The organism is Rhodanobacter sp. C03, assembly GCF_002001175.1.
Lineage (GTDB): Bacteria > Pseudomonadota > Gammaproteobacteria > Xanthomonadales > Rhodanobacteraceae > Rhodanobacter.
Genome location: NZ_MUNT01000001.1, coordinates 285,725 through 304,935, shown reverse-complemented (window position 1 = coordinate 304,935; position 19,211 = coordinate 285,725). Strand labels below are relative to the sequence as shown.

The following is a 19,211-nucleotide window of genomic DNA, read 5'->3' as shown; positions in this document are numbered from 1 at the left end:
GAACCGTGCCAGCCAGCTTCCCGGATTCGCCGGGATGCTGGACGATGGTCAGTATTCACGGCACGCTTGCCGTTTCCGCGTCACCCGATGGAGTTCCGATGCACGTTCCGGCCCCGACCCTGCTCGCCGATCTCGGCGGAACCAACGTGCGTTTCGCCGTTTCGGATCCGGCCGCGAGCATGCCGTTCCAGATGGACAACGTGCGGCGTTACCAGGTCAGTGATTTCGCTTCACTGGCCGACGCGATCCGCCAGTACTTCACCGACAGCGGGCTGCGCGCGCAGCATGCGCTGATCGCCGCCGCCGGCCGCATCTACGATGGCGAGACGGTGCAGATCACCAACAATCCATGGGCCATCTCGGCACACAAGCTGCAGGCCGAACTGGGTCTGCAATCGGTACGACTGGTCAACGATTTTGCGGCGCAAAGCATGGCGGTGATGCTGCTGCAGCCGAGTGACCTGGTGCCCGTCGGCAAGCTGCCGTTGCCGCAGCTGGGTGCGCAGGACGAACAGACCTTCGTGATCGTCGGCCCGGGCACCGGACTCGGCGTCGGCGGCCTGCTGCTGCGCCAGGGCAAGTGCAGCGTGCTGCAGACCGAAGGCGGTCATGCCGGCTTCGCGGCGCATACGCCTGAGGACATCGAAATCCTCACGCGCCTCAACCAGCGCTACGGCCGGGTTTCCAACGAGCGGCTGATCAGCGGTAACGGCCTGGTGAACCTGTATACCGTGCTCTGCGAGATCGCCGGACAGACGCCCGAGACGCTGAAGCCCGAGGACATCAGCGCACGCGCCAATGCGAATAGCGACTCACTGTGCGTGCAGGTCGTGGAAACCTTCACCGGCATCTTCGGCAGTGTCGCCGGCGATCTGGTGATGACGCTGGGCGCGTGGGATGGCGCGTATCTCACCGGCGGACTGGTACCGATCCTGCTGCCGTGGATGGAGCGCGGCGGTTTCCGCGAGCGCTTCGAGGCGAAGGGTCGTTTCCGCGTCATGATGGAACAGGTGCCGACGCAGGCGATCATGAATCCCGAACCCGGCCTGATCGGCGCCGCCGCACTGGCGGTGGTGGACTCGGGTGGCTCGCTGTTGCGGCGGAAGTGAAGCCACGGCCTCGACGCTGAACTTTCTCGGCGCGCCGAATGACACGCAGCAGGCATCCCTGCATGCGTGTCAGCCGTGTACGGATTATTCGTCGCGAATGGCCGCAATCGGGTCCAGCGCAGCCGCCTGACGTGCCGGGTAGATGCTGAAGGCCAGACCGATCAGCATGCAGGCCAGCACCGAGGCGATCACGCCGATCGGCGCCCACGCCACCTGCCAGCCGGCAAACGCGGCGATCGCGTAGGCCAGCAACGCGCCGAACAGCAGCCCGATCAGCGCGCCCGAGGCGCAGATCACCAGCGCCTCGCGCAGGAAGCGCGCCACGATGTCCTGCCGCCGCGCTCCGATCGCGCGCAGCAAGCCGATCTCGCGGCGTCGTTCCAGCACGTTCGCCAGCATGATGTTCATGATGCCGATGCCGCCGACCAGCAGGCTGACGCCGGCGATCGAACCCATCACCACGCTGAAGATGCGCTGGGTCTTCTGGTTCTGCTGATACAGCTGCTGCGGCACGATCAGTTGATAATCGCTGGCGCCGGCATGGCGCTGATTGAGCAGCTCGGTGAGTACGCGGGCACCGGTAGCGAGGCCCTCGGGATCCTGCAGCCGCAGCATGAAGCGATCGACTTCGTCCTCCATCGGCTGGAAGCGGAGGCGCGCCCGCGCGCTGGCCAGTGGCACGAAGATGCGGTTGCTGTCGGCACCCAGCGCAACGCCCTCGAACTTGTCCTGGCCCAGGTCGCGATCGGCCAGCACGCCGACCACGCGCAGCCAGACTTGGTTGACCTTGAGCAGCCGACCCAGTGGCTTGCCGTCGGGGAACAGGTCGTGCGCAACCTGGTGACCGAGCACGGCGACCGCGGCGAGGCTGGCGTCATCGTCCGCATTCAGTGCGCGGCCTTCGGCCACCTGCAGCGAGGCCAGCTGGAAATAGTCCGGGCTGATGCCGCTGACTTCCGCATCGGCATGTCCGCTGTCGCTGAATACGCCCCAGCGCTTGACCCGCTTCTCGGCCGCGTAGTGCTCGGCCGACGGCACCACGTCCAGCGCGGCGCGCGCATCGGCCACGGTGAGGCCGAGGCTGCGCGCACGGGTTTCCTTCAGCGCATCGCCGTCCTGGCTCTTCGCCTCGACGATCAGGTTGTGCAGGCCGAGGCTGTCGACCAGCTTCAGCGCCTCGCGCCGGCTGCCCTCGCCGACGCCCTGCATCGCGACAATCGCACCGACGCCGAAGATCATGCCGAGCAGGGTCAGCAGGGTGCGCAGCTTGCGCCGCGAGAGTTCCTCGATCGCCTCGCGCCAGCGTGCGGAAATCATTTCGCCTCCTTGGCGGTAGTCGCACCCAGCAGCACGCGGTCGCCTGGCTGCAACCCATCGAGCACCTGGGTGCGAGTCGCGCCGCGCACGCCGAGCTTCAGCTTGCGCGTCTGCACCGTGCTGCCGTCGAGCACCTGCACACTCGATTCAGCGCCGTCATGGCTCAGCGCCATGTTCGGCACGCTGAAACCCTGCTCCACATGCAACAGGACGATCTTGCCGACGAAACGCTGGCCGGGTACCCAGCCATAGCGGCGCGCCACCTCGGCCGGCACGGTCACCTTCATCGCCAGATACTTCACCGGGTTCTCGCTGCTGCGCGGCTGCGCCGCGGTGGCGACCCAGCTGAGCCTGGACGTCACGTGCTGGCTCGGCATGCCCCAGCGATGCAGTTCCACCGTATCGCCGACCTGGACGCCCTGCGCCTCGATCTGCGGCACCATCAGCTGCACTTCAAGCGCATCCAGGTCGGGCAGGCTGGCGAAGCTGTTGCCGCCATACAGGCTGCCGCCCACATGTGGCAGCTGGTCCGACCAGTTTTTTTCGAGCATCAAAACGCCGGCATGCGGGGCGCGCAGCTCCAACGCTTCCAAGTCATCCTGCTTCTGTTTCGCCACCGTGTCGAAGCTGCTGCGCTGTGCGTCGAGTACGGCCAGTTCGGCGTTGCCGCGCGAGGCGGATGCATTCTCGCGCCACTGCAGGATACGTTGACGCACGTCGAGGTAATGCACGTCCTGCACCGCATCGAGGATGTCGTTGCGCGCCATCGCTTCCAGCGGGGCGTTCGCGTAGCGTTCGGCGATCGCATGCTGCACGGCCACCTGGGTCAGGTCGACCCCGAGCTGGCCACTCTTGTCGTCCAGTTCGGCCTGCTTGGTCGCGCGCGCCAGCAGGTTGCGCTCCAGGTCGATCCGCGCCTGCGCCAGATCCTGCTTGCTCTGCTCAGCCGAGAAACGCGCGACCAGTTCGCCCTTCGCCACCATGCTGCCATCGGGCAACATCCAGTTGAGCTGGCGTGTCGTCCACTGCGCACCGGGTACCAGCAGCAGCATCGGCTTGGTCGAGCGCAATTCGCCCTCGGCCTGCACGCTGAATTCCAGCGGCCGCGCCTGGGCCCGCTCCAGCACCGTGCGATCCGCAGCGGCATGGCCGCAACCGCCAAGCAGCGGCAACAGCAGTGGCAACCACCCGCGGCGACTCATCGGGAAGCTCCCGGTGTGGCGGGAATTTCCACCTGCACCGCCTGCCCGGGCTTGAGCTTGAGTAGGCCCGGATCCTGATCCAGTCGCACGACCAGATCCACCACCGGCACCGCCTCGACCCGCGATTTGCTGTGCACGGTGCCGCCTACCTCGGCGATGCGGCCGCTCATGCTGCGGTCGCCGCCACCGGCGATCACCACGCGCACCGGCTGACCCGGGCTGACCCGACCGAGGTCACGTTCGGGCAACGCGGCACGCACAGCCAGTGTCGACAGGTCCGGCATCTGCGCCACCGACTGACCACGCCAGATCTGTGAACCCACATCGACCTTGCCACCGCTCCAGTTGTCCTGGTGCAGCACGATGCCGTCGCGTGGCGCCGTCACGGTCAGCGAGGCAAGCGATGCCTTCAACTTCTTCACCTCGCCGTCGAGCAGGCTGGCATCGGCATCGGCCATGCGCTGTTCGGCGGCACGCTCCTCGGCGGCCACCCGCTCACGCTGCGCGGTCAGTGCCATCCTGTGCTCGGCCTTGACCCGCGCGATCACCAGCTTCTGATAGTCCACTCGTGCGATGTATTCCTTCGGCTGGTCGGCCTTGCGTTGCGCCTTTTCCATCTCGGCCCGCGCCTGCGCGGTGGCCAGTTCGGCCTCGCGCGCGCGATCGGCCAGGTCCAGCCTGAGCTGCTCCTGCGTACGCAGCTTCTCGCCCAGCTGGCCCTGCTTGGTAGTCAGGTTCTTGACCACGTCGCCAGCGTCGAACACCACCAGCATGTCGCCCTTCTTCACGACGTCACCGTCACCGGCCATCTGGGTCACGGTCATCTGCCACAGACCATCCACCGCCGGCGGCGAGATCGCCACACTGCGCTGGGCATAGATCTCGCCATCCACGTGCAAGGCTTCGTCATGACTGACCATGGGCGGCCCGCCGAGGTCACCGGCATCGGTGAGATCGCTGTCGATCCGCACGCTCATGCCCGGCCGCAGCGACAGCGGCAGCTTCGCCGGCAGCGCGATCTCGACTTCGAAATAACGACCATCACCCCAGGCATTCTTGTTGGTGGAGGCGCCCGCTATCGCGCGGATGCTGCCCTGCAGATCGCTGCCCGGCAGCGCGTCGAAATGCAGCCGTACCGGCTGGCCGACCTGCAAGCCCACTCGATCAGGCTCCAGCACCCAACCGCGTACGTTGTAACCATCGCCGCTACCCACCACTTCGCCCACGCTGGTGCCGGGGAAGCTGGTGGAACCCTCCTCGTAGCGACCACCCGTACTGAACACCGTGTCGAAACCGTGGATCACCGTGCCATCGCGCTCCGCACGCACCACGGCGCTCGCCACCTGATCCTGGCTGAAACTCAGCGACAGACTCTGCTTGCGCAATTCCAGCGCGCCATCCTGGCGTCGCCGTGCGACGGCGGCGATCGCCTGCGCGACCTCCTGCTTCTTCAAGGCCAGCGCGCGCTCGGTGCGCTGCATCTCACCCTGGTGTCGGTCGTAATCGAGCGCGGAGATCAGCGACTTCGGAATCACCGCGTCCACTGCGGCGGTATCATGCTCGGCCTGCGCATCGGCCAGTGCGAGTTCGGCATCGGCCTGCTTGAGTTCGAGATCGGCGATTTCCTTCGCACTCTTCGCGGTCGTTTGCTCGAGCTGTGCCTGCAGCGTGCGCAGCTCGGTCTCGGCCGGACCGGCATCGATGCGCAACAGATCGTCGCCCTTGTGCACCCGTGCACCGTCGGCCACGTAGTAGCGCAGCACCACTGGCGAACTCATCGACGGCGGCGTGAAGATGTCTTGCGCATCGGCCACCTGCACCTCGCCACCGAACACCGTCGCCAGCGCCGGCAGCGGCGCCAGTATCAGCAACAGCGCGGTGAGCGCCTCAAGCCGCCGAATCATGTTCGATCCTCCCATCGCGCAGGCTGATCTGGCGCTGCGCCCGCGCGGCAACGTCGGCATCGTGGGTGACCAGCACCACAGTCTGGCCGCCGGCATGCACTTCGGCGATCAGTGCCAGCACGTCGGCGGCGCTCTTCGAGTCGAGATTGCCGGTGGGTTCATCGGCCAGCAGCAGGGCCGGCTTCATCAGCAGCGCGCGGGCGATCGCCACGCGCTGCATCTGGCCGCCGGAGAGCTGGCCGGGACGATGCGCCAGGTGTCGCTGCAGGCCCATACGCTGCAGCAATTCGTGCGCGCGCTGCTCCAGCCCCTCGTCGGAGCCGCGCAGGAAGCGCCGCGGCAGCAAGGTATTCTCCAGCACGCTAAGGCGCGGCAGCAGATGGAACGACTGGAACACGAAGCCGATGCGCCGATTGCGGAAATCGCTGGCGCGTTCGTCGTCGAAGGTGGAGACATCGACGCCATCGAGCAGGTAACGCCCGCTGTCGGGGCGATCGAGGCAACCGAGCATGTTGAGCAGGGTCGACTTGCCGGACCCGGACGGCCCGACGATGGCCATGAACTGGCCTTGCGGCACCTCGAAGCTGACTCCGTCCAGCGCGGCAATCGTTTGCCCACCCACCCGGTAATGGCGGGTCACCGCTTCCATGCACACCATCGCGTTGGCGCCCCCGTAAAACCCTATCGTTGGAGTTTTACGGCTTGAAAGCTGCTTTGGCAAGTATCTTTCGGCACCGACAACGCGCCGTACTTTCCCGGATCATGCCGGCGCCAGCAACGCATCCAGATCGACCTGGTCGAAGCTGAGCTTTTCGCGGCTGCCACCACCTTCCAGCACCGCGGCGGCCAGTTCGGCCTTGCGCGCCTTCAGTTCCTCGATGCGTTCCTCCACCGTACCTGACGTAATCAGGCGGAACACGAACACCGGCTTGTCCTGGCCGATGCGATGCGCGCGATCACTAGCCTGCGCTTCGGCAGCGGGATTCCACCACGGGTCGTAATGGATCACGGTGTCAGCGGCGGTGAGGTTGAGGCCGACGCCGCCGGCTTTCAGCGACAGCAGGAACAGTGGCACCTCGCCGTTCTGGAAACGCTGCACCGGCTCGGCGCGGTCACGCGTGTCGCCGGTGAGGGTGACGTAGCGGATACGCTTGCGATCGAGTTCGGCGGCGATCAGTTTCAGCATGCCGGTGAACTGCGAGAACAGCAGCACCTTGCGGCCCTCGTCGAGCAGCGCCGGCAGCATGTCCATCAGCAGTTCGAATTTCGCCGACTCGTGCACGCCGCGCGCGACTTCCAGTTTCACCAGGCGCGGATCGCAGCAGACCTGGCGCAGCTTGAGCAGCGCATCGAGCACCACGATGCCGGAGTGCGCGATGCCGCGCTGGGCGATCACCTCGCGCAGTTCCTCCGCCAGCGACAGGCGCAGGCCTTCGTACAGTTCGCGCTGGCGACCTTCCAGCACCACGCGGCGGGTGATCTCGGTCTTCGGCGGCAATTCTCTGGCAACCTGCGCCTTGGTCCGGCGCAGGATGAACGGCGCGAGGCGCAGGTTGAGTCGTTGCTGGCATTCCTCGTCGTGCTGCTTCTCGATCGGCACGCGATAGAAGCGACGGAACGCGCCCTCGTCGCCAAGCAGCCCGGGGACTGCCAGATCGATCTGCGACCACAGTTCGCCCAGATGATTTTCCAGCGGCGTACCGGTGAGGCAGACATAGCGCGGCGTGCGCAGGCTGAGCAGCGCGCGACGTGCCTGCGTGCGCGGATTCTTCACCTGCTGCGCCTCGTCCAGCACGATCAGCGCGAACGGTTGCTTGCGCAGGGTGATCACGTCGCGCGGCAGCAGCGCGTAGCTGGTCAACACGATGTCCTGCGCACCGAGCTGGATGAATTCCTCGGCGCGTTGCGGGCCGTGCAGGGTCAGCACGTGCAGGTCCGGCGCGAAACGGGCGATCTCCGATTGCCAGTTCGGGATCAGGCTGGTCGGCACTACGATCAGTGCCGGCTGAGTCAGTGCGCCGTGTTGTTTCAGCGAGAGCAGATGGGTGATCAGCTGCAGCGTCTTGCCCAGGCCCATGTCGTCGGCCAGCACGCCGCCGACGCCGGCCTCGGCCAGCGCATTCAACCAGCGCAGACCCTCGCGCTGATAAGGCCGCAACTCCACCGTGAGTCCTTCCGGCACCACGTCGCTGGCGCGATCCGCCGCATCACGCAGACGAGCGGCAAAGCCGCGCAAGGATTCGGATGCTTCCAGCGTGCCGCTGCCGGGCATCGCCGCCACCAGCTCCTCCAGCCGGCCCGCCTGCACCCGCGGCAGATGCAGCTGCTTGCGCGGTTTCTCCAGATACTCGGCCAGCGGTGCCAGCAGTCCGCGCAACTCTTTCAGGCGCACCGGCACGCGGCGGCGCGTATCGACCGGCGCATACCACACGGCGTCTTCCGGTTCGTTCGGCGCCGGCCTCAGGTTCAACTGATGCTCGGCCAGCGCCTGCGCCACCGCGGGCAACAGGTTGTGCCGCTGGCCGTCCAGCTCGATGCCGATTTCCAGATCGAAGGAATGATCGTCGGCATCCTCCACCGCGTGGCCATACCAGCGCACCGGACCTTCCAGTACCTCGAACGGAAAGCTCGGTGCATATTCCACCTGGAAGTTTTCCGCTTCGAGCTTCGGCCGCAAGGCGAGCCAGCGCGCCGGCGTGTTGACCTCCAGCGCACCGGCGTAGCCGGTGCCGGGGAACAGCCACGCATCATCGGGCAAGGTGTCGGCCACGTCCCACGGCAGCCCCTCGGTATCCACGCCGGGAGTCAGGCCGGCACGCTCGAGCTGTTCCATCGCGGACAGTTCTTCGGCGCGACGGCGGGTGATCTCGACCAGCTGGCCGTTGCGCACGCGGCGCACCAGCGGTTCGCCGCCGCGACCGGGCAGGCGCTCGCCAGCGTAGTCGAACGCCAGTCGCGCATAACCCAGCGGCGGCGTGCCGGCGGCCAGTCGCGCGTGCCGGGTCAAGGCATGCAGGATCAGCACCGGCTTCGGCGCCAGCTGCGAGCGGCGCAGCTCGCCGAACACCTGCGGCAGCGGCACCCGCGTCGCCAGCCGGCTGCCCGGCAGGCGATTGCGCAGGCGACGACCGTGCTCGTGCTTGAGCGGTGGCAATTCCAGCCAGTGGGTTTCCTCGGCTGCGGCATCGAACAGGCCCAGCGTGGCGCGCTCGGCGTCGAGATACCACAAGGCATCGATGCGCAGCAGGCGCTGGCTGTGCGGCAGCAGCGGCAACAGACGCTGGCTGCCGTCCGGTTCCATCTGCCAGTGCCAGTTGAGCTGATGCGACTTGCCGCGTGACAGGCGCAATCCGGCCAGACCGCCGAGGAAACACGGCGCGGTGTCGAGGATCTCGGCGAGCAAGGTGTCGCCGACGTGGCCGGCGAGTCGCGCATAGCTGCGACTCTTGCGCACGTTCTGCGGCAAGCCGAGCATGGTCGCGGCGAGCCGCTGCTCGTGTGGCGGCAAGGTCGATTGCGCCAGGTGGCGGCTGTCCATCGGCACCGGTCGCGTGTAGCGGCCGTGCTCGGCCGTGCTCAGCAGGACCGGCGCCACATCCAGCCGGGCAAACGCGGCGCCATCCTCCGGCACCACGTCCAGAAAGAAACCGAGTATGCCGCGATCTTCGACCGTGGCCGGTTTCGGCGCGGCCAGCATCCGCCGCCATGCCTGCGGCAAGGCCTCGTCATCGCCGGCGGGCGATGTGGCGTCGTGCTGTTTCTCGTCCGGCTGCTGCATGCGCATGCGATCCGTGGCGACAACCAAAACGTTGAGCTTAGCAGTGCCGGGGCTCCGTGCGGCGCCATCAGAGCGGCCGATTTATCAGCCCGTGCTCTCGCTCACCGTAAGGCTCAGGCGGTACCGAACAGGTCGCGCGGATATTCCGGTTTCTGCTCGCGCGCCATCAGCGTCTTGAGCCCGTCGACCGGCGTGACCTCGCCGTGCAGCACGGCACGCACGCCGGCACTGATCGGCAGGTCCAGCCCGTGCTTGTCGGCCAGACGCGCCACTTCGTCGGCAGTGAGGATGCTCTCCACCACCTGGCCGATCCGACGCACCGCCTCGTCGATCGCCACACCTTGTCCCAGCGCGAGGCCGAGCCGGCGGTTGCGCGACAGGTCGCCGGTGCAGGTCAGCACCAGATCGCCCAGACCGGACAGGCCGATCAGGGTCTCCGGCCGGGCGCCGAGCGCCACGCCGAGGCGCAGCATCTCGTTCATGCCGCGGGTGATCAGGCCGGCGCGCGCATTCAGGCCCAGCTGCATGCCGTCGGCGATGCCGGTGGCGACCGCCAGTACGTTCTTCATTGCGCCGCCGAGTTCGGCACCAAGCATGTCGCTGCCGGAATACGCGCGCAGGTTCGGCGCATGCAGCAGGCCAGCCAGCTGTTGTGCAAACGCATCGTCTTCCGAATGCACGGTGACCGCGCTGGGCAGGCCGGCGGCCACCTCGCGCGCGAACGATGGCCCGGTGACCACCGCCGCGGCACGACCGGGCAGCTGTGCCGCGACCAGCTCGTGCAGGAAGCGTCCGGTGCCCGGCTCGAAACCCTTGGTCGCCCACGCGATCGCCGTATCCGCGTCGAGCAGCGGCGCCAGCTCGGTCAGCATCGAGGCGAATGCATGGCTGGGCACCACGATCAGCACGATCCCGGCTCCGCGCACGGCGGTGGCCAGGTCACTCTCGTAATTCAGCTCGGGCGGCAGTTCGACGTCCGGCAGGTAGCGCTGGTTGCAACGGCTCGCCGCCATCGCCGCCAGCGCCTGCCGGTCGCGCCCCCACAGCCAGGTCGGTACTCCGTTGCGCGCTGTCAGGGACGCCAGTGCGGTACCCCAGGAGCCGGCACCGAGGACGGCCAGAGTCGGACGTTCAGCCATGTCGGGTCGCTCAGCTGTTGAGCGTGGCCGGGGCCTGCTCGCCACCCATCGAGCGGCGCTGCTGTTCGGCGAACAGCGCGTCGAAGTTGATCGGCTGCAGCAGGAACGGCGGGAAACCGCCTTCGATCACCAGCGAGGAAATCACCTGGCGCGCATACGGAAACAGCAGGTTCGGGCAGTAGCTGCCAATGATTCCCGCGTGATCCATCTCGTTGAAGCCGGAGATGCCAAACAGGCCGGCCTGCTCCACTTCGGCCAGGTACGCGGTGCGCTGGCCGACCGTGCAGGTCAGGGTGAGGCTGAGCACCACTTCGTACAGGCTGTTGCCCAGGTCGGTGGCCTTCTGGGACAGGTTGAGCTGCACCTGCGGCTGTTCGTGCTCGTTGATTTCCTGGAAGATCTGCGGCGCACTCGGCGCCTCGAAGGAAATATCCTTCACATAGATCTTCTGCAGCACCAGCTGCGGCTGGTTGTCCTGACCGTTGACCAGGTCGTTGGTGCCTACTTCTGCCATCGGGAATCCCTCAAGTTCGGTCTGTCAAAAGAGACCGATTGTTCCATACATCCCCCCGCGACGCACGCCGGTCGGCATCCGGCGAGCCCGTAAAGATTGCGCACAGCCTTGTTTTTCTGCGAGAATACGCGGCTCGCCTCGATCGACCCGGTGTTTCCGGGCAGTCCGCCACGCGGTACGGACCTCACGATCATGCGTGGCAACAACCTCCAGCATCGCGTGGCGCACAGCGCCGCTGGGCCGATGTCACCCTGGCTAACGGGTGCTAAACCGACTTTCAAAGCCCCGGCTTCTGAAGTCATTCAACGGAGGTCGTCATGGCCCGTGTATGTCAAGTCACCGGTAAGGGTGTGCAGAGCGGCAACAACGTCTCGCACGCCAACAACCGTACCCGTCGCCGCTGGTTGCCGAACCTGCATGAGCGTCGCTTCTGGGTTGCCAGCGAGAATCGCTGGATCAAACTGCGTGTGTCCAACAACGCCTTGCGCACGATCGACAAGAATGGCATCGAAGCCGTGATTGCCGAGATGCGCGCCCGCGGCGACAAGGTCTGAGGATTTAAATCATGGCTAACAAGACCCAAGACAAGATCCGCCTGATCTCCTCGGCCGGCACCGGCCACTTCTACACCACGCAGAAGAACAAGAAGAACACGCCGGAAAAGTTCGAGTTCAAGAAGTACGATCCGGTCGTGCGCAAGCACGTGATCTACAAGGAAGGCAAGATCAAGTGAGCAAATGGCCCACGCGCGCAGCGCGTGGCTAGCCATTTGGTCATCCCTGCGCAGGCAGGGATCGCTTCTGCTCTTGCTCACGCATCCGCAACAGCGACACTGATGCCGCCAAGAAAACCCGCCCTCGTGGCGGGTTTTCTTTTGCCCGAATGGTTACTCGAACCGGGATCTGCATGGTTGATGCGAAAGGCCAGATCGTCATCTATTCCGCTACCGAAAAGCGATGACCAGCCTCGATGTTGAAAAGCGATTCCGGCCTTCGCCGGAATGACGACATTGGAAGGTATTTGGAGGTCTCTGGCCACACACTCTCACCGGCCAAAAAACAAAACCCGCCACGAAGGCGGGTTTTGTTGAACCGTTGTTCCGGATGAATCAGGCAGTCGCGACCGCGTAGCCCTTGAGCCGCTGTGCAAACTCCTGCAACGCACGGATACCGCTTTCCTCGGCCTCATGGATCCACTGCTGCAACCCCTTCAGCGCCTGCTCGGCACCGCGCTGCTCCATCAGCGCCGCGAGGCGATTGCGGAACTCGACCACGACCGTCAGCGTCGGACGCTTGGCCAGCACGGCCTGCATGCGATCGCGTCCTTCGCTGTCCAGCCAGCGGCCACCGTCAGCCATGGCCAGGCGGATGCGACGCGGCATCGACTTCAGGCTTTCGCCAGCGTTCTGCGCCTCGTCGCTGAGGGTCGGCATGATCACACCACGGTAGTAGTCGGTCATCGCCTGGAAGCGGTGGGTCAGCACCGCTTTCAGCGTGTCGGCGTCCGGCAGGCGCACGTTCGGGCGCACATCGAGCGACGGTGCCACGCGCAGCACCTTGGCCAAGCCGACCGCACGGAACATGCAGATCGCTGCCCAGCCGATGTCGAACTCCCACTTGCGCAGCGCGAACTTGGCCGAGCTAGGGAAGGCATGGTGATTGTTGTGCAGCTCTTCGCCGCCGATCCAGAAGCCCCACGGGATCAGGTTGCGCGCGGTGTCGGCACTCTCGAAGTTGCGGTAGCCGGCCCAGTGGCCGATACCGTTGACGAAGCCGGCGGCCCAGAACGGGATCCACACCATCTGCAGGGCCCAGATCGCGGCGCCGATCACGCCGAACAGCGCCAAGCTGATCAGCAGCATCAGGGTCGGGCCCCAGTACGGGTGCGCACCATAGACATTGCGCTCGACCCAGTCATCCGGGGTACCGCGGCCGTACTGCTCCATGTCCTGCTTCGACTCGCAGGCATCGCGATACAGCGAGACGCCGTCCCAGAACACCTTCTTGATGCCGTAGATCATCGGGCTGTGCGGATCTTCCTCGGTCTCGACCTTGGCGTGATGCTTGCGATGCACCGCCACCCATTCACGGGTGACCATGCCGGTGGTCAGCCAGCCCCAGAAGCGGAAGAAATGCGCCAGCACCGGGTGGAAATCCACACCGCGATGGGTCTGGCTACGATGCAGGTACAGCGTCACCGTGAAGATGGTGAGCTGGGTCACGATCAGTATGTAGATCAGCATCTGCCCCCAGCTTGCGCCGGTGAGACCGTTGTTCAGGAAATTGAGCACTGCATCGAGCATGGAAAGCACCGGGTAGGGGACGGAGTCAGTCTAATCGAGGGGTTTCCATACCCGCCAGCATGGCTTAGCCCACAATTGTAACAGGCCGTCAAGGGGGAGACGCTAATACGTCGTTAGTTCGCACGGCTGGCAATCGCCTGTTGTCTAAACAGTGGGGGCGCCGTGACAATCAGGCAATGACCTTGCCAACCGACGTATCTGCAGCGCCCATGCTGCGACTGGACCAGCTCAGCCGCCGCCGCGCCGGCCGCCCTGCCGTGCAGAACCTGAGTCTGTCACTGTCCCGCGGCCAGGTGCTGGGCCTGCTCGGCGTCAATGGCGCCGGCAAATCGACCACCTTGTCGATGATTGCCGGAGCACTCCGGCCGGACCGCGGCAGCATCCAGCTGAACGGCGCGGATTTCCTGGAGCAGCCCGAACTGGCGCGCCGATTGATCGGCTGGCTGCCAGAACGTGCCCCGCTGTGGCCGGAACTGACGGTAGGCGAACATCTGGACGCGCACGGCCAGCTGCGCGGCATGCGCGGTGCGGCGTTGAAGCAGGCACGCGCGGCAATCATCGAGCGGTTGGAACTGCAACCGCTGGTTCGACGTCTCGCCGGCGTATTGTCTCAGGGCCAGCGCCAGCGCCTGGGCCTGGCCTGCGCATTGCTGCATCGACCGGCCCTGCTGGTGCTGGACGAGCCGGGTAACGCGCTCGATCCGGTCCAGGTCGCCGCGCTGCGCACGCTGATCCGCGAACAGGCGGCCGCCGGTACCAGCGTGATCCTTTCCACCCATCTGCTCGCCGAAGTGACCGCCGTCTGCGATCGCGTGGCGATCCTGCACGAAGGCACGCTGCGCCACGACGGTCCGGTACGCAGCGACGATCACGCCGCACTGGAACGAACCTTCTTCGAGATCGCGATGAACGAGCGCAAGGCGCAAGCCGCATGACGATACTCGCCGTGACGCGGCTGGAACTGCGCCGCCTGTTCGTGCGTCCGCTGGCGTGGGTGTTGGGCGCACTGACGCTGGCCGAGCTGGCCTGGCGTTTTGTGCTGCTGCTCGGCAGCTTCCTGGCCGGCCAGATCAAGCTGGCCGCCCTGCCCGCCGGCCCCGGTTACACCGACCTGGTCGGCGTGCCCTTGCTCAGCAGCATGCTGACCGGCGGCTTCCTGCCATTCGGGCTGGCCGAACTGGCTCTGATCATCGTGCCTCTGCTGACGATGTCGGCGATCGCCGGCGAACGCAGCAACGGCACGCTGCCATTGCTGTTCGCCAGCGGCCTGCCCGCCTCGCGCATCGTGCTGGGCAAGTACCTGGCCGTGCTGGTGTGGTTGCTGCTATGGCTGGCACTCACCCTGGCGATGCCGCTCAGTCTGACCCACGCCATCCATCTGGATTGGGGCAAGCTGGCTGCGGCGGCACTCGGCATGGCCTTGATGCTGGCGGCGTTGGCCGCCGTGGGGGTCGCCTGCTCGGCCTTCGCCTCGCATCCGGCGATCGCTGCCGCCGCCAGCATGATGCTGGTGCTGGCGCTGTGGATCGTGAACCTCGGTGCGCAAATCGCCGGGGTCGACAACGGCGTGATCAACTGGCTGGCGATGAGCACACACCTGGAAACGCTGCTGCGTGGATTGGTCGCCAGTTCCGACCTGCTGTGGTTCGTGCTGCTGATCGTGCTGGCGCTTGCGCTCGCGATACGCCGACTGGCCACTGAGCGGGAGCGCAACTGATGGGCACCCTGTTCAGACGTCTGGACGGCTGGCTGTTCGCGCTGGTCCTGCTGCTTGGCGCCGGTGCCATCGGCTATCTCTCCGTTCGCCATGATCACATCGCTGACTGGACGGCCAGCGGCCGCGCCAGCCTCTCGCCAGAGACCAGCGCGGTGCTGGACAAGCTCAGCGGGCCGGTCGAGATCGTCAGCTACGCCAACCCGCAGGGCAGCCTGCGCCAGACCGTGGCCGGCTTCGTGCAACGCTATACCCGGTTGAAACCGGACCTCAGCCTGCGCTTCGTCGATCCCCAGCAAGATCCGGCGAAGATGCGCGAGCTGGGCATCACCGTCGACGGCGCGCTGATCGTGCATTACCGGGACCGCGAACAGCGGCTCGACGAACTGTCCGAGCGCAGCATGACCAATGCGCTGGAACGCCTTGCGCGTGGCGGCGAGCGCATCGTGGCGTTTGTCACCGGCGACGGCGAGCGCCGCGCAGATGGCAAGGGCAATGCCGACCTCGGCACGTTCATCTTGCAGCTGGAACAGCGCGGCATGCGCGCGGTACCACTGAACTTCGCCCAGGTCAGCGGCGTGCCGCAGCACACCGACCTGGTCGTGCTGGCCAGCCCCACGGCGGCGCTGACGCCCGGCGCTGTCAAGGCGCTGACCGATTACGTCGGCAATGGCGGCAACCTGCTGTGGCTCAACGAACCGGGTAACGATGACCTGGGTACCAAGCCGCTGGCCGATGCGCTCGGCGTACACGTATTGCCCGGCGTGCTGGTGGATGGCAACGGCAGCGCGCTCGGACTGCAGGACCCACGCCTGATTGCACTGGGCGACTATCCGATCCAGGCGATCACCCGCGGCTTCACGCTCACCACGCTGTTTCCGCAGGTCTCGGCGCTGGCCCAGGTAAGTCAGACCGACTGGGCGGTGGTGCCTTTCCTGCGCTCCAGCGCGCAGAGCTGGACCGAGTTCAAACCGATCAGCAACGACGGCAGCTCGACCATTCACTACGACGCTGCCGCTGGCGAACTGAAGGGCCCGCTGGATTTCGGCTTCGCATTGAGCCGGCTGTCGCCCAGCCCGGACAAGAGCGAGCAGCGCGCGGTGGTAATCGGCGATGGCGATTTCCTGTCCAACACCTTCCTCGGCAACGGCGGCAATCGCGCGCTCGGCGAGCGCATCTTCGACTGGTTGCTCGGCGACGACAAACTGGTCGACCTGCCGCCACGCGGCGCACCGGATCGTCTGCTGCAGATTTCACAGACCGAATTGAACACGATCAGCTTCGGCTTCCTGCTCGCGCTGCCCGTGCTGCTGCTGCTGAGCGGTGGCCTGGTCGTGTGGCGCCGGCGGCGACGCTGAGTGATGAGACGCGCCACCCGCCAACGCCTGATCCTGCTGCTGATCGTCGCGGCCCTGCTGGTGCTGGTCGGCTGGCAGCTGCGACACGATGCGCAGAGCGATACCGGCAGCTTGACCACCCTGGATCCGGCCAGCATCAGCCGCATTGCATTGACCCTGCGCGGTACGCCGACGATGCATTACGAAAAACGCGACGGCCACTGGTGGCGCACCGACGGCACGCCGGCCCGCGCGATCGATGGCCGTCTTAATGAGCTGGCCGCCACCGCCGCGGCGCACGTCCTGAGCTGGCGTCCCGCCAGCGATTTCGAGCCCGCAAAGATCGGCCTGACACCACCGCAAGCGGTGCTGGAACTGGACGGGCAGGCGCTGGAATTCGGCGAGTCGTCGGTCACCGGACCGCAGCACTATGTGCGCGTCGGCCAGCGGGTGGCGCTGGTATCGACGCGCTACATGCCGCGATCGCCGGCCCTGCAGACCACCGAGCTGCACTGAACGGCGGAACCGACCTTGCCCGAACTGCCCGAAGTCGAAACCACCCGCCGCGGCATCGCACCGTACCTGATCGGTCGGCGCGTACTTGGCGTCACCTTGCGTCGGGCCGACCTGCGCTGGCCGATTCCGCCGGAGATCAGCGAGCTGCTGCCGGGACAGCGCATCGAGGCGGTGGAACGTCGTGCGAAGTATCTGTTGTTGCACACCGAAGTCGGCAGTGCGTTGCTGCATCTGGGCATGTCCGGTGTGCTGCGCGTGTTGCCGCCGGATGCACCGGTCGGCAAGCATGATCATGTCGACATCGCACTGGAACGCACGCCGGCGCAGGCACCACGGATTCTGCGTTTCACCGACCCGCGCCGCTTCGGCTGCCTGCTGTGGCAAGCACCCGGCGAGACCCACGAACTGCTGGCGAAGCTCGGGCCGGAACCGCTCACCGATGCGTTCGACGGCGACCTGCTGTGGCAGCTGTCACGCGGGCGCACCGCGGCGGTGAAGCTGTTCCTGATGGACAACGCGGTCGTCGTGGGCGTGGGCAACATCTACGCCAGCGAGGCGCTGTTCGCCGCCGGCATCGACCCGCGCCGCGCCGCAGGCGCTGTCTCGCGGGCGCGCTATGCGCGACTCGCCATGGAGGTGAAACGTATCCTCGCCTGGGCGATCGAACGCGGCGGCACCACCTTGCGCGACTTTCTCAGTCCCGACGGCGCGCCGGGTTACTTCTTCCGCGAACTCAATGTGTATGGTCGCGCCGGCGAAGCGTGTCGCGTTTGCGGCACGCCGATCAGGCAGGTCGTCTTGGGACAGCGTTCGACATTCTGGTGTCCGCATTGCCAGCGCTGAATCGCCAAATTTGTAGGAGCGACTTCAGTCGCGATGCTTCATGTTTTCATGCTCAAGAGCATCGCGACTGAAGTCGCTCCTACAGGGATTGTGGATCACTCCGGCCACTGGAACTCGGCATAGGTATTGTTGAAGTCGGGATCTTCCAGGCCGCCGCCGAGATGCACCACGACGCCACCCTGGATGCCCTCGATCTCCAGCTTCTGACCCTCGCTGAAGTGCGCACCGAGCGCCTCCAGTTCGACCAGCCGTTCGCACAACAGGCCGGCGCGGTCGAGCACGCGGTCGGGAACCTGACGGATGCTGATGTCGGGGCGACCGAACTTGCGCATGCCGCGGGTGTGGATCCATGAATGATCCGGCTTGCCATCGTTGTCGCGCAGGATCAACAGATGGTTGCGGATCGGCGCACCGTCGCGGATCAGGTAATGCCGGCGCCAGGCATCAGCATCCAGCAAACTCAGAGTCTGCGGATCGAGGATCGCCACGCCGCCGATGTCGAGCAGGCCGGCCAGCACGCCCAGGGTGTCACGCAGATAGCCGGTGTCCGCGCTGTCCTTGAACTTGCCACGCACGATCAGTACTTCGGGCGCGTCGAGCGCACGCTGATAGGCCTGCGGTGCATCTTCCTTGAACATGCGGCCCATCGCACCTTTCAACGGATAGCCTTCCCACTGGCGCAAGGCGCTGTGGTAGTGGTTGGTCGACTCGATGCCCGACGGCAGGCCCTGGCTGCCGTAATCAATGGACGGCACGCGCACCGCCTCGAACTTCCCGAACACGTAGAACTGCAGCAGGACTTCCTCGTCGCTGGCCTGCCAGTGCGGGCGTTGCCAGGCGGGGATGGTGATCGGGTTGTTCATGGGAATCCTTGTGATGGGCGCCGCTCAGCGGCTCTCGCCAAGTGGTAGCACCGACTGCTGCAGTTCGATGCGGCCACTACCTTCGCTGATCTTCTTGAACTCGGCGCGACTTACCGAGACATAGCGGTCGTTGCCGCCGATCTCAACCTGCGGCCCCTCGGTCACCGCACGACCATGTTCGTCCACCCGCACCACCATGGTGGCCTTGCGTCCGGTATGACAGATCGTCTTGATCTCTTCCAGGTTGTCGGCCCAGGCGAGCAGGTAGCGACTGCCCTCGAACAATTCGCCACGGAAGTCGGTGCGCAGGCCAAACGCCAGCACCGGAATATTGAGCTGGTCGACCACATCGCTGACCTGCCACACCTGCGACTTCGTCATGAACTGCGCCTCGTCGACGAATACGCAATGCAGCGCGCCGTGAGCGGCGATGTCTGCCTTGACCAGCGCCAGCAAATTCTCGTCGCCACCGAAACGCCGCGCGTTCGCCTTCAGGCCGATCCGCGAAGCGACCACGCCGTCACCATAGCGGTTGTCCAGCGCCGGGGTGAGGATCAGCGTGCGCATGCCGCGCTCGTGATAGTTGTACGCGCTCTGCAACAGCGTGGTGGTCTTGCCGGCATTCATTGCCGAGTAATAGAAATAGAGTTTGGCCATGGGCGTGCAATCGGGT

At 65.8% G+C, this 19,211-nt stretch carries 18 protein-coding genes; 8 read left to right on the top strand and 10 right to left on the bottom strand.

The window, feature by feature from the left end; translation table 11 throughout:
• Positions 1-98 precede the first annotated feature (98 nt).
• A complete protein-coding gene (gene glk, locus B0E48_RS01200; protein WP_077515622.1) occupies positions 99-1,109 on the top strand; it encodes a glucokinase in 1,011 nt (336 codons plus the stop codon).
• 84 nt (positions 1,110-1,193) lie between these two features.
• Here glk and B0E48_RS01195 read toward each other — a convergent pair whose 3' ends face one another.
• The 7 genes from B0E48_RS01195 to secB form a co-directional block, all read right to left on the bottom strand.
• Complete coding sequence (locus B0E48_RS01195; RefSeq protein WP_077515621.1) at positions 1,194-2,426, bottom strand: ABC transporter permease; 1,233 nt, start codon at positions 2,424-2,426, stop codon at positions 1,194-1,196.
• Complete coding sequence (locus B0E48_RS01190; protein WP_077515620.1) at positions 2,423-3,628, bottom strand: hypothetical protein; 1,206 nt, start codon at positions 3,626-3,628, stop codon at positions 2,423-2,425. Before B0E48_RS01190 ends, B0E48_RS01195 begins: the two co-directional genes overlap by 4 nt.
• The gene (locus B0E48_RS01185) at positions 3,625-5,532 is read right to left on the bottom strand and encodes an HlyD family efflux transporter periplasmic adaptor subunit (protein ID WP_077515619.1); all 1,908 of its coding nucleotides are present in this window, start codon (positions 5,530-5,532) and stop codon (positions 3,625-3,627) included. Before B0E48_RS01185 ends, B0E48_RS01190 begins: the two co-directional genes overlap by 4 nt.
• Entirely contained in the window at positions 5,516-6,181 is a 666-nt protein-coding gene (locus B0E48_RS01180) for an ABC transporter ATP-binding protein (protein WP_254423805.1), read from the bottom strand. Before B0E48_RS01180 ends, B0E48_RS01185 begins: the two co-directional genes overlap by 17 nt.
• A gap of 111 nt (positions 6,182-6,292) precedes the next feature.
• Positions 6,293-9,310 carry a DEAD/DEAH box helicase gene (locus B0E48_RS01175; RefSeq protein WP_077515617.1) on the bottom strand — a complete coding sequence of 1,006 codons (3,018 nt, stop codon included), beginning with the start codon at positions 9,308-9,310 and terminating at the stop codon, positions 6,293-6,295.
• A 113-nt stretch (positions 9,311-9,423) separates the two neighbouring features.
• Positions 9,424-10,449 carry an NAD(P)H-dependent glycerol-3-phosphate dehydrogenase gene (locus B0E48_RS01170; protein WP_077515616.1) on the bottom strand — a complete coding sequence of 342 codons (1,026 nt, stop codon included), beginning with the start codon at positions 10,447-10,449 and terminating at the stop codon, positions 9,424-9,426.
• A 10-nt stretch (positions 10,450-10,459) separates the two neighbouring features.
• Positions 10,460-10,963 carry a protein-export chaperone SecB gene (gene secB, locus B0E48_RS01165; RefSeq protein WP_077515615.1) on the bottom strand — a complete coding sequence of 168 codons (504 nt, stop codon included), beginning with the start codon at positions 10,961-10,963 and terminating at the stop codon, positions 10,460-10,462.
• Between the two features lie 317 nt (positions 10,964-11,280).
• Between secB and rpmB the strand changes: the two genes are divergently transcribed.
• Both rpmB and rpmG read left to right on the top strand, forming a co-directional pair.
• Entirely contained in the window at positions 11,281-11,517 is a 237-nt protein-coding gene (rpmB, locus tag B0E48_RS01160) for a 50S ribosomal protein L28 (RefSeq protein WP_072759006.1), read from the top strand.
• Positions 11,518-11,528: 11 nt separating this feature from the next.
• Positions 11,529-11,696 carry a 50S ribosomal protein L33 gene (gene rpmG, locus B0E48_RS01155; protein WP_017463578.1) on the top strand — a complete coding sequence of 56 codons (168 nt, stop codon included), beginning with the start codon at positions 11,529-11,531 and terminating at the stop codon, positions 11,694-11,696.
• A 375-nt stretch (positions 11,697-12,071) separates the two neighbouring features.
• Here rpmG and B0E48_RS01150 read toward each other — a convergent pair whose 3' ends face one another.
• Positions 12,072-13,265, bottom strand: a complete 1,194-nt coding sequence (locus B0E48_RS01150; RefSeq protein ID WP_077515614.1) for a fatty acid desaturase — start codon at positions 13,263-13,265, stop codon at positions 12,072-12,074.
• Between the two features lie 209 nt (positions 13,266-13,474).
• Here B0E48_RS01150 and B0E48_RS01145 point away from each other — a divergent pair, with 209 nt between their 5' ends.
• Genes B0E48_RS01145 through mutM form a run of 5 tightly spaced genes read left to right on the top strand, consistent with a single transcriptional unit; the run spans position 13,475 to position 17,675 of the window.
• The gene (locus B0E48_RS01145; protein ID WP_254423804.1) at positions 13,475-14,200 is read left to right on the top strand and encodes an ABC transporter ATP-binding protein; all 726 of its coding nucleotides are present in this window, start codon (positions 13,475-13,477) and stop codon (positions 14,198-14,200) included.
• Entirely contained in the window at positions 14,197-14,982 is a 786-nt protein-coding gene (locus B0E48_RS01140) for an ABC transporter permease (RefSeq protein ID WP_077515612.1), read from the top strand. The genes B0E48_RS01145 and B0E48_RS01140 overlap by 4 nt, the downstream gene beginning before the upstream one ends.
• Entirely contained in the window at positions 14,982-16,337 is a 1,356-nt protein-coding gene (locus tag B0E48_RS01135) for a GldG family protein (protein ID WP_077515611.1), read from the top strand. The genes B0E48_RS01140 and B0E48_RS01135 overlap by 1 nt, the downstream gene beginning before the upstream one ends.
• Positions 16,338-16,340: 3 nt before the next feature.
• Complete coding sequence (locus B0E48_RS01130; protein ID WP_077515610.1) at positions 16,341-16,832, top strand: hypothetical protein; 492 nt, start codon at positions 16,341-16,343, stop codon at positions 16,830-16,832.
• Between the two features lie 15 nt (positions 16,833-16,847).
• Positions 16,848-17,675, top strand: coding sequence for a bifunctional DNA-formamidopyrimidine glycosylase/DNA-(apurinic or apyrimidinic site) lyase (gene mutM, locus B0E48_RS01125; RefSeq protein WP_077515609.1), 828 nt, complete (start codon positions 16,848-16,850; stop codon positions 17,673-17,675).
• A gap of 95 nt (positions 17,676-17,770) precedes the next feature.
• On the opposite strand, the gene B0E48_RS01120 is transcribed toward mutM, so the two are convergent.
• Complete coding sequence (locus B0E48_RS01120) at positions 17,771-18,538, bottom strand: hypothetical protein (protein ID WP_077515608.1); 768 nt, start codon at positions 18,536-18,538, stop codon at positions 17,771-17,773.
• A gap of 24 nt (positions 18,539-18,562) precedes the next feature.
• Positions 18,563-19,195 (bottom strand): thymidine kinase, encoded by a 633-nt coding sequence (locus B0E48_RS01115; protein WP_077515607.1) that lies wholly within the window; start codon positions 19,193-19,195, stop codon positions 18,563-18,565.
• Between the last annotated feature and the right edge of the window lie 16 nt (positions 19,196-19,211).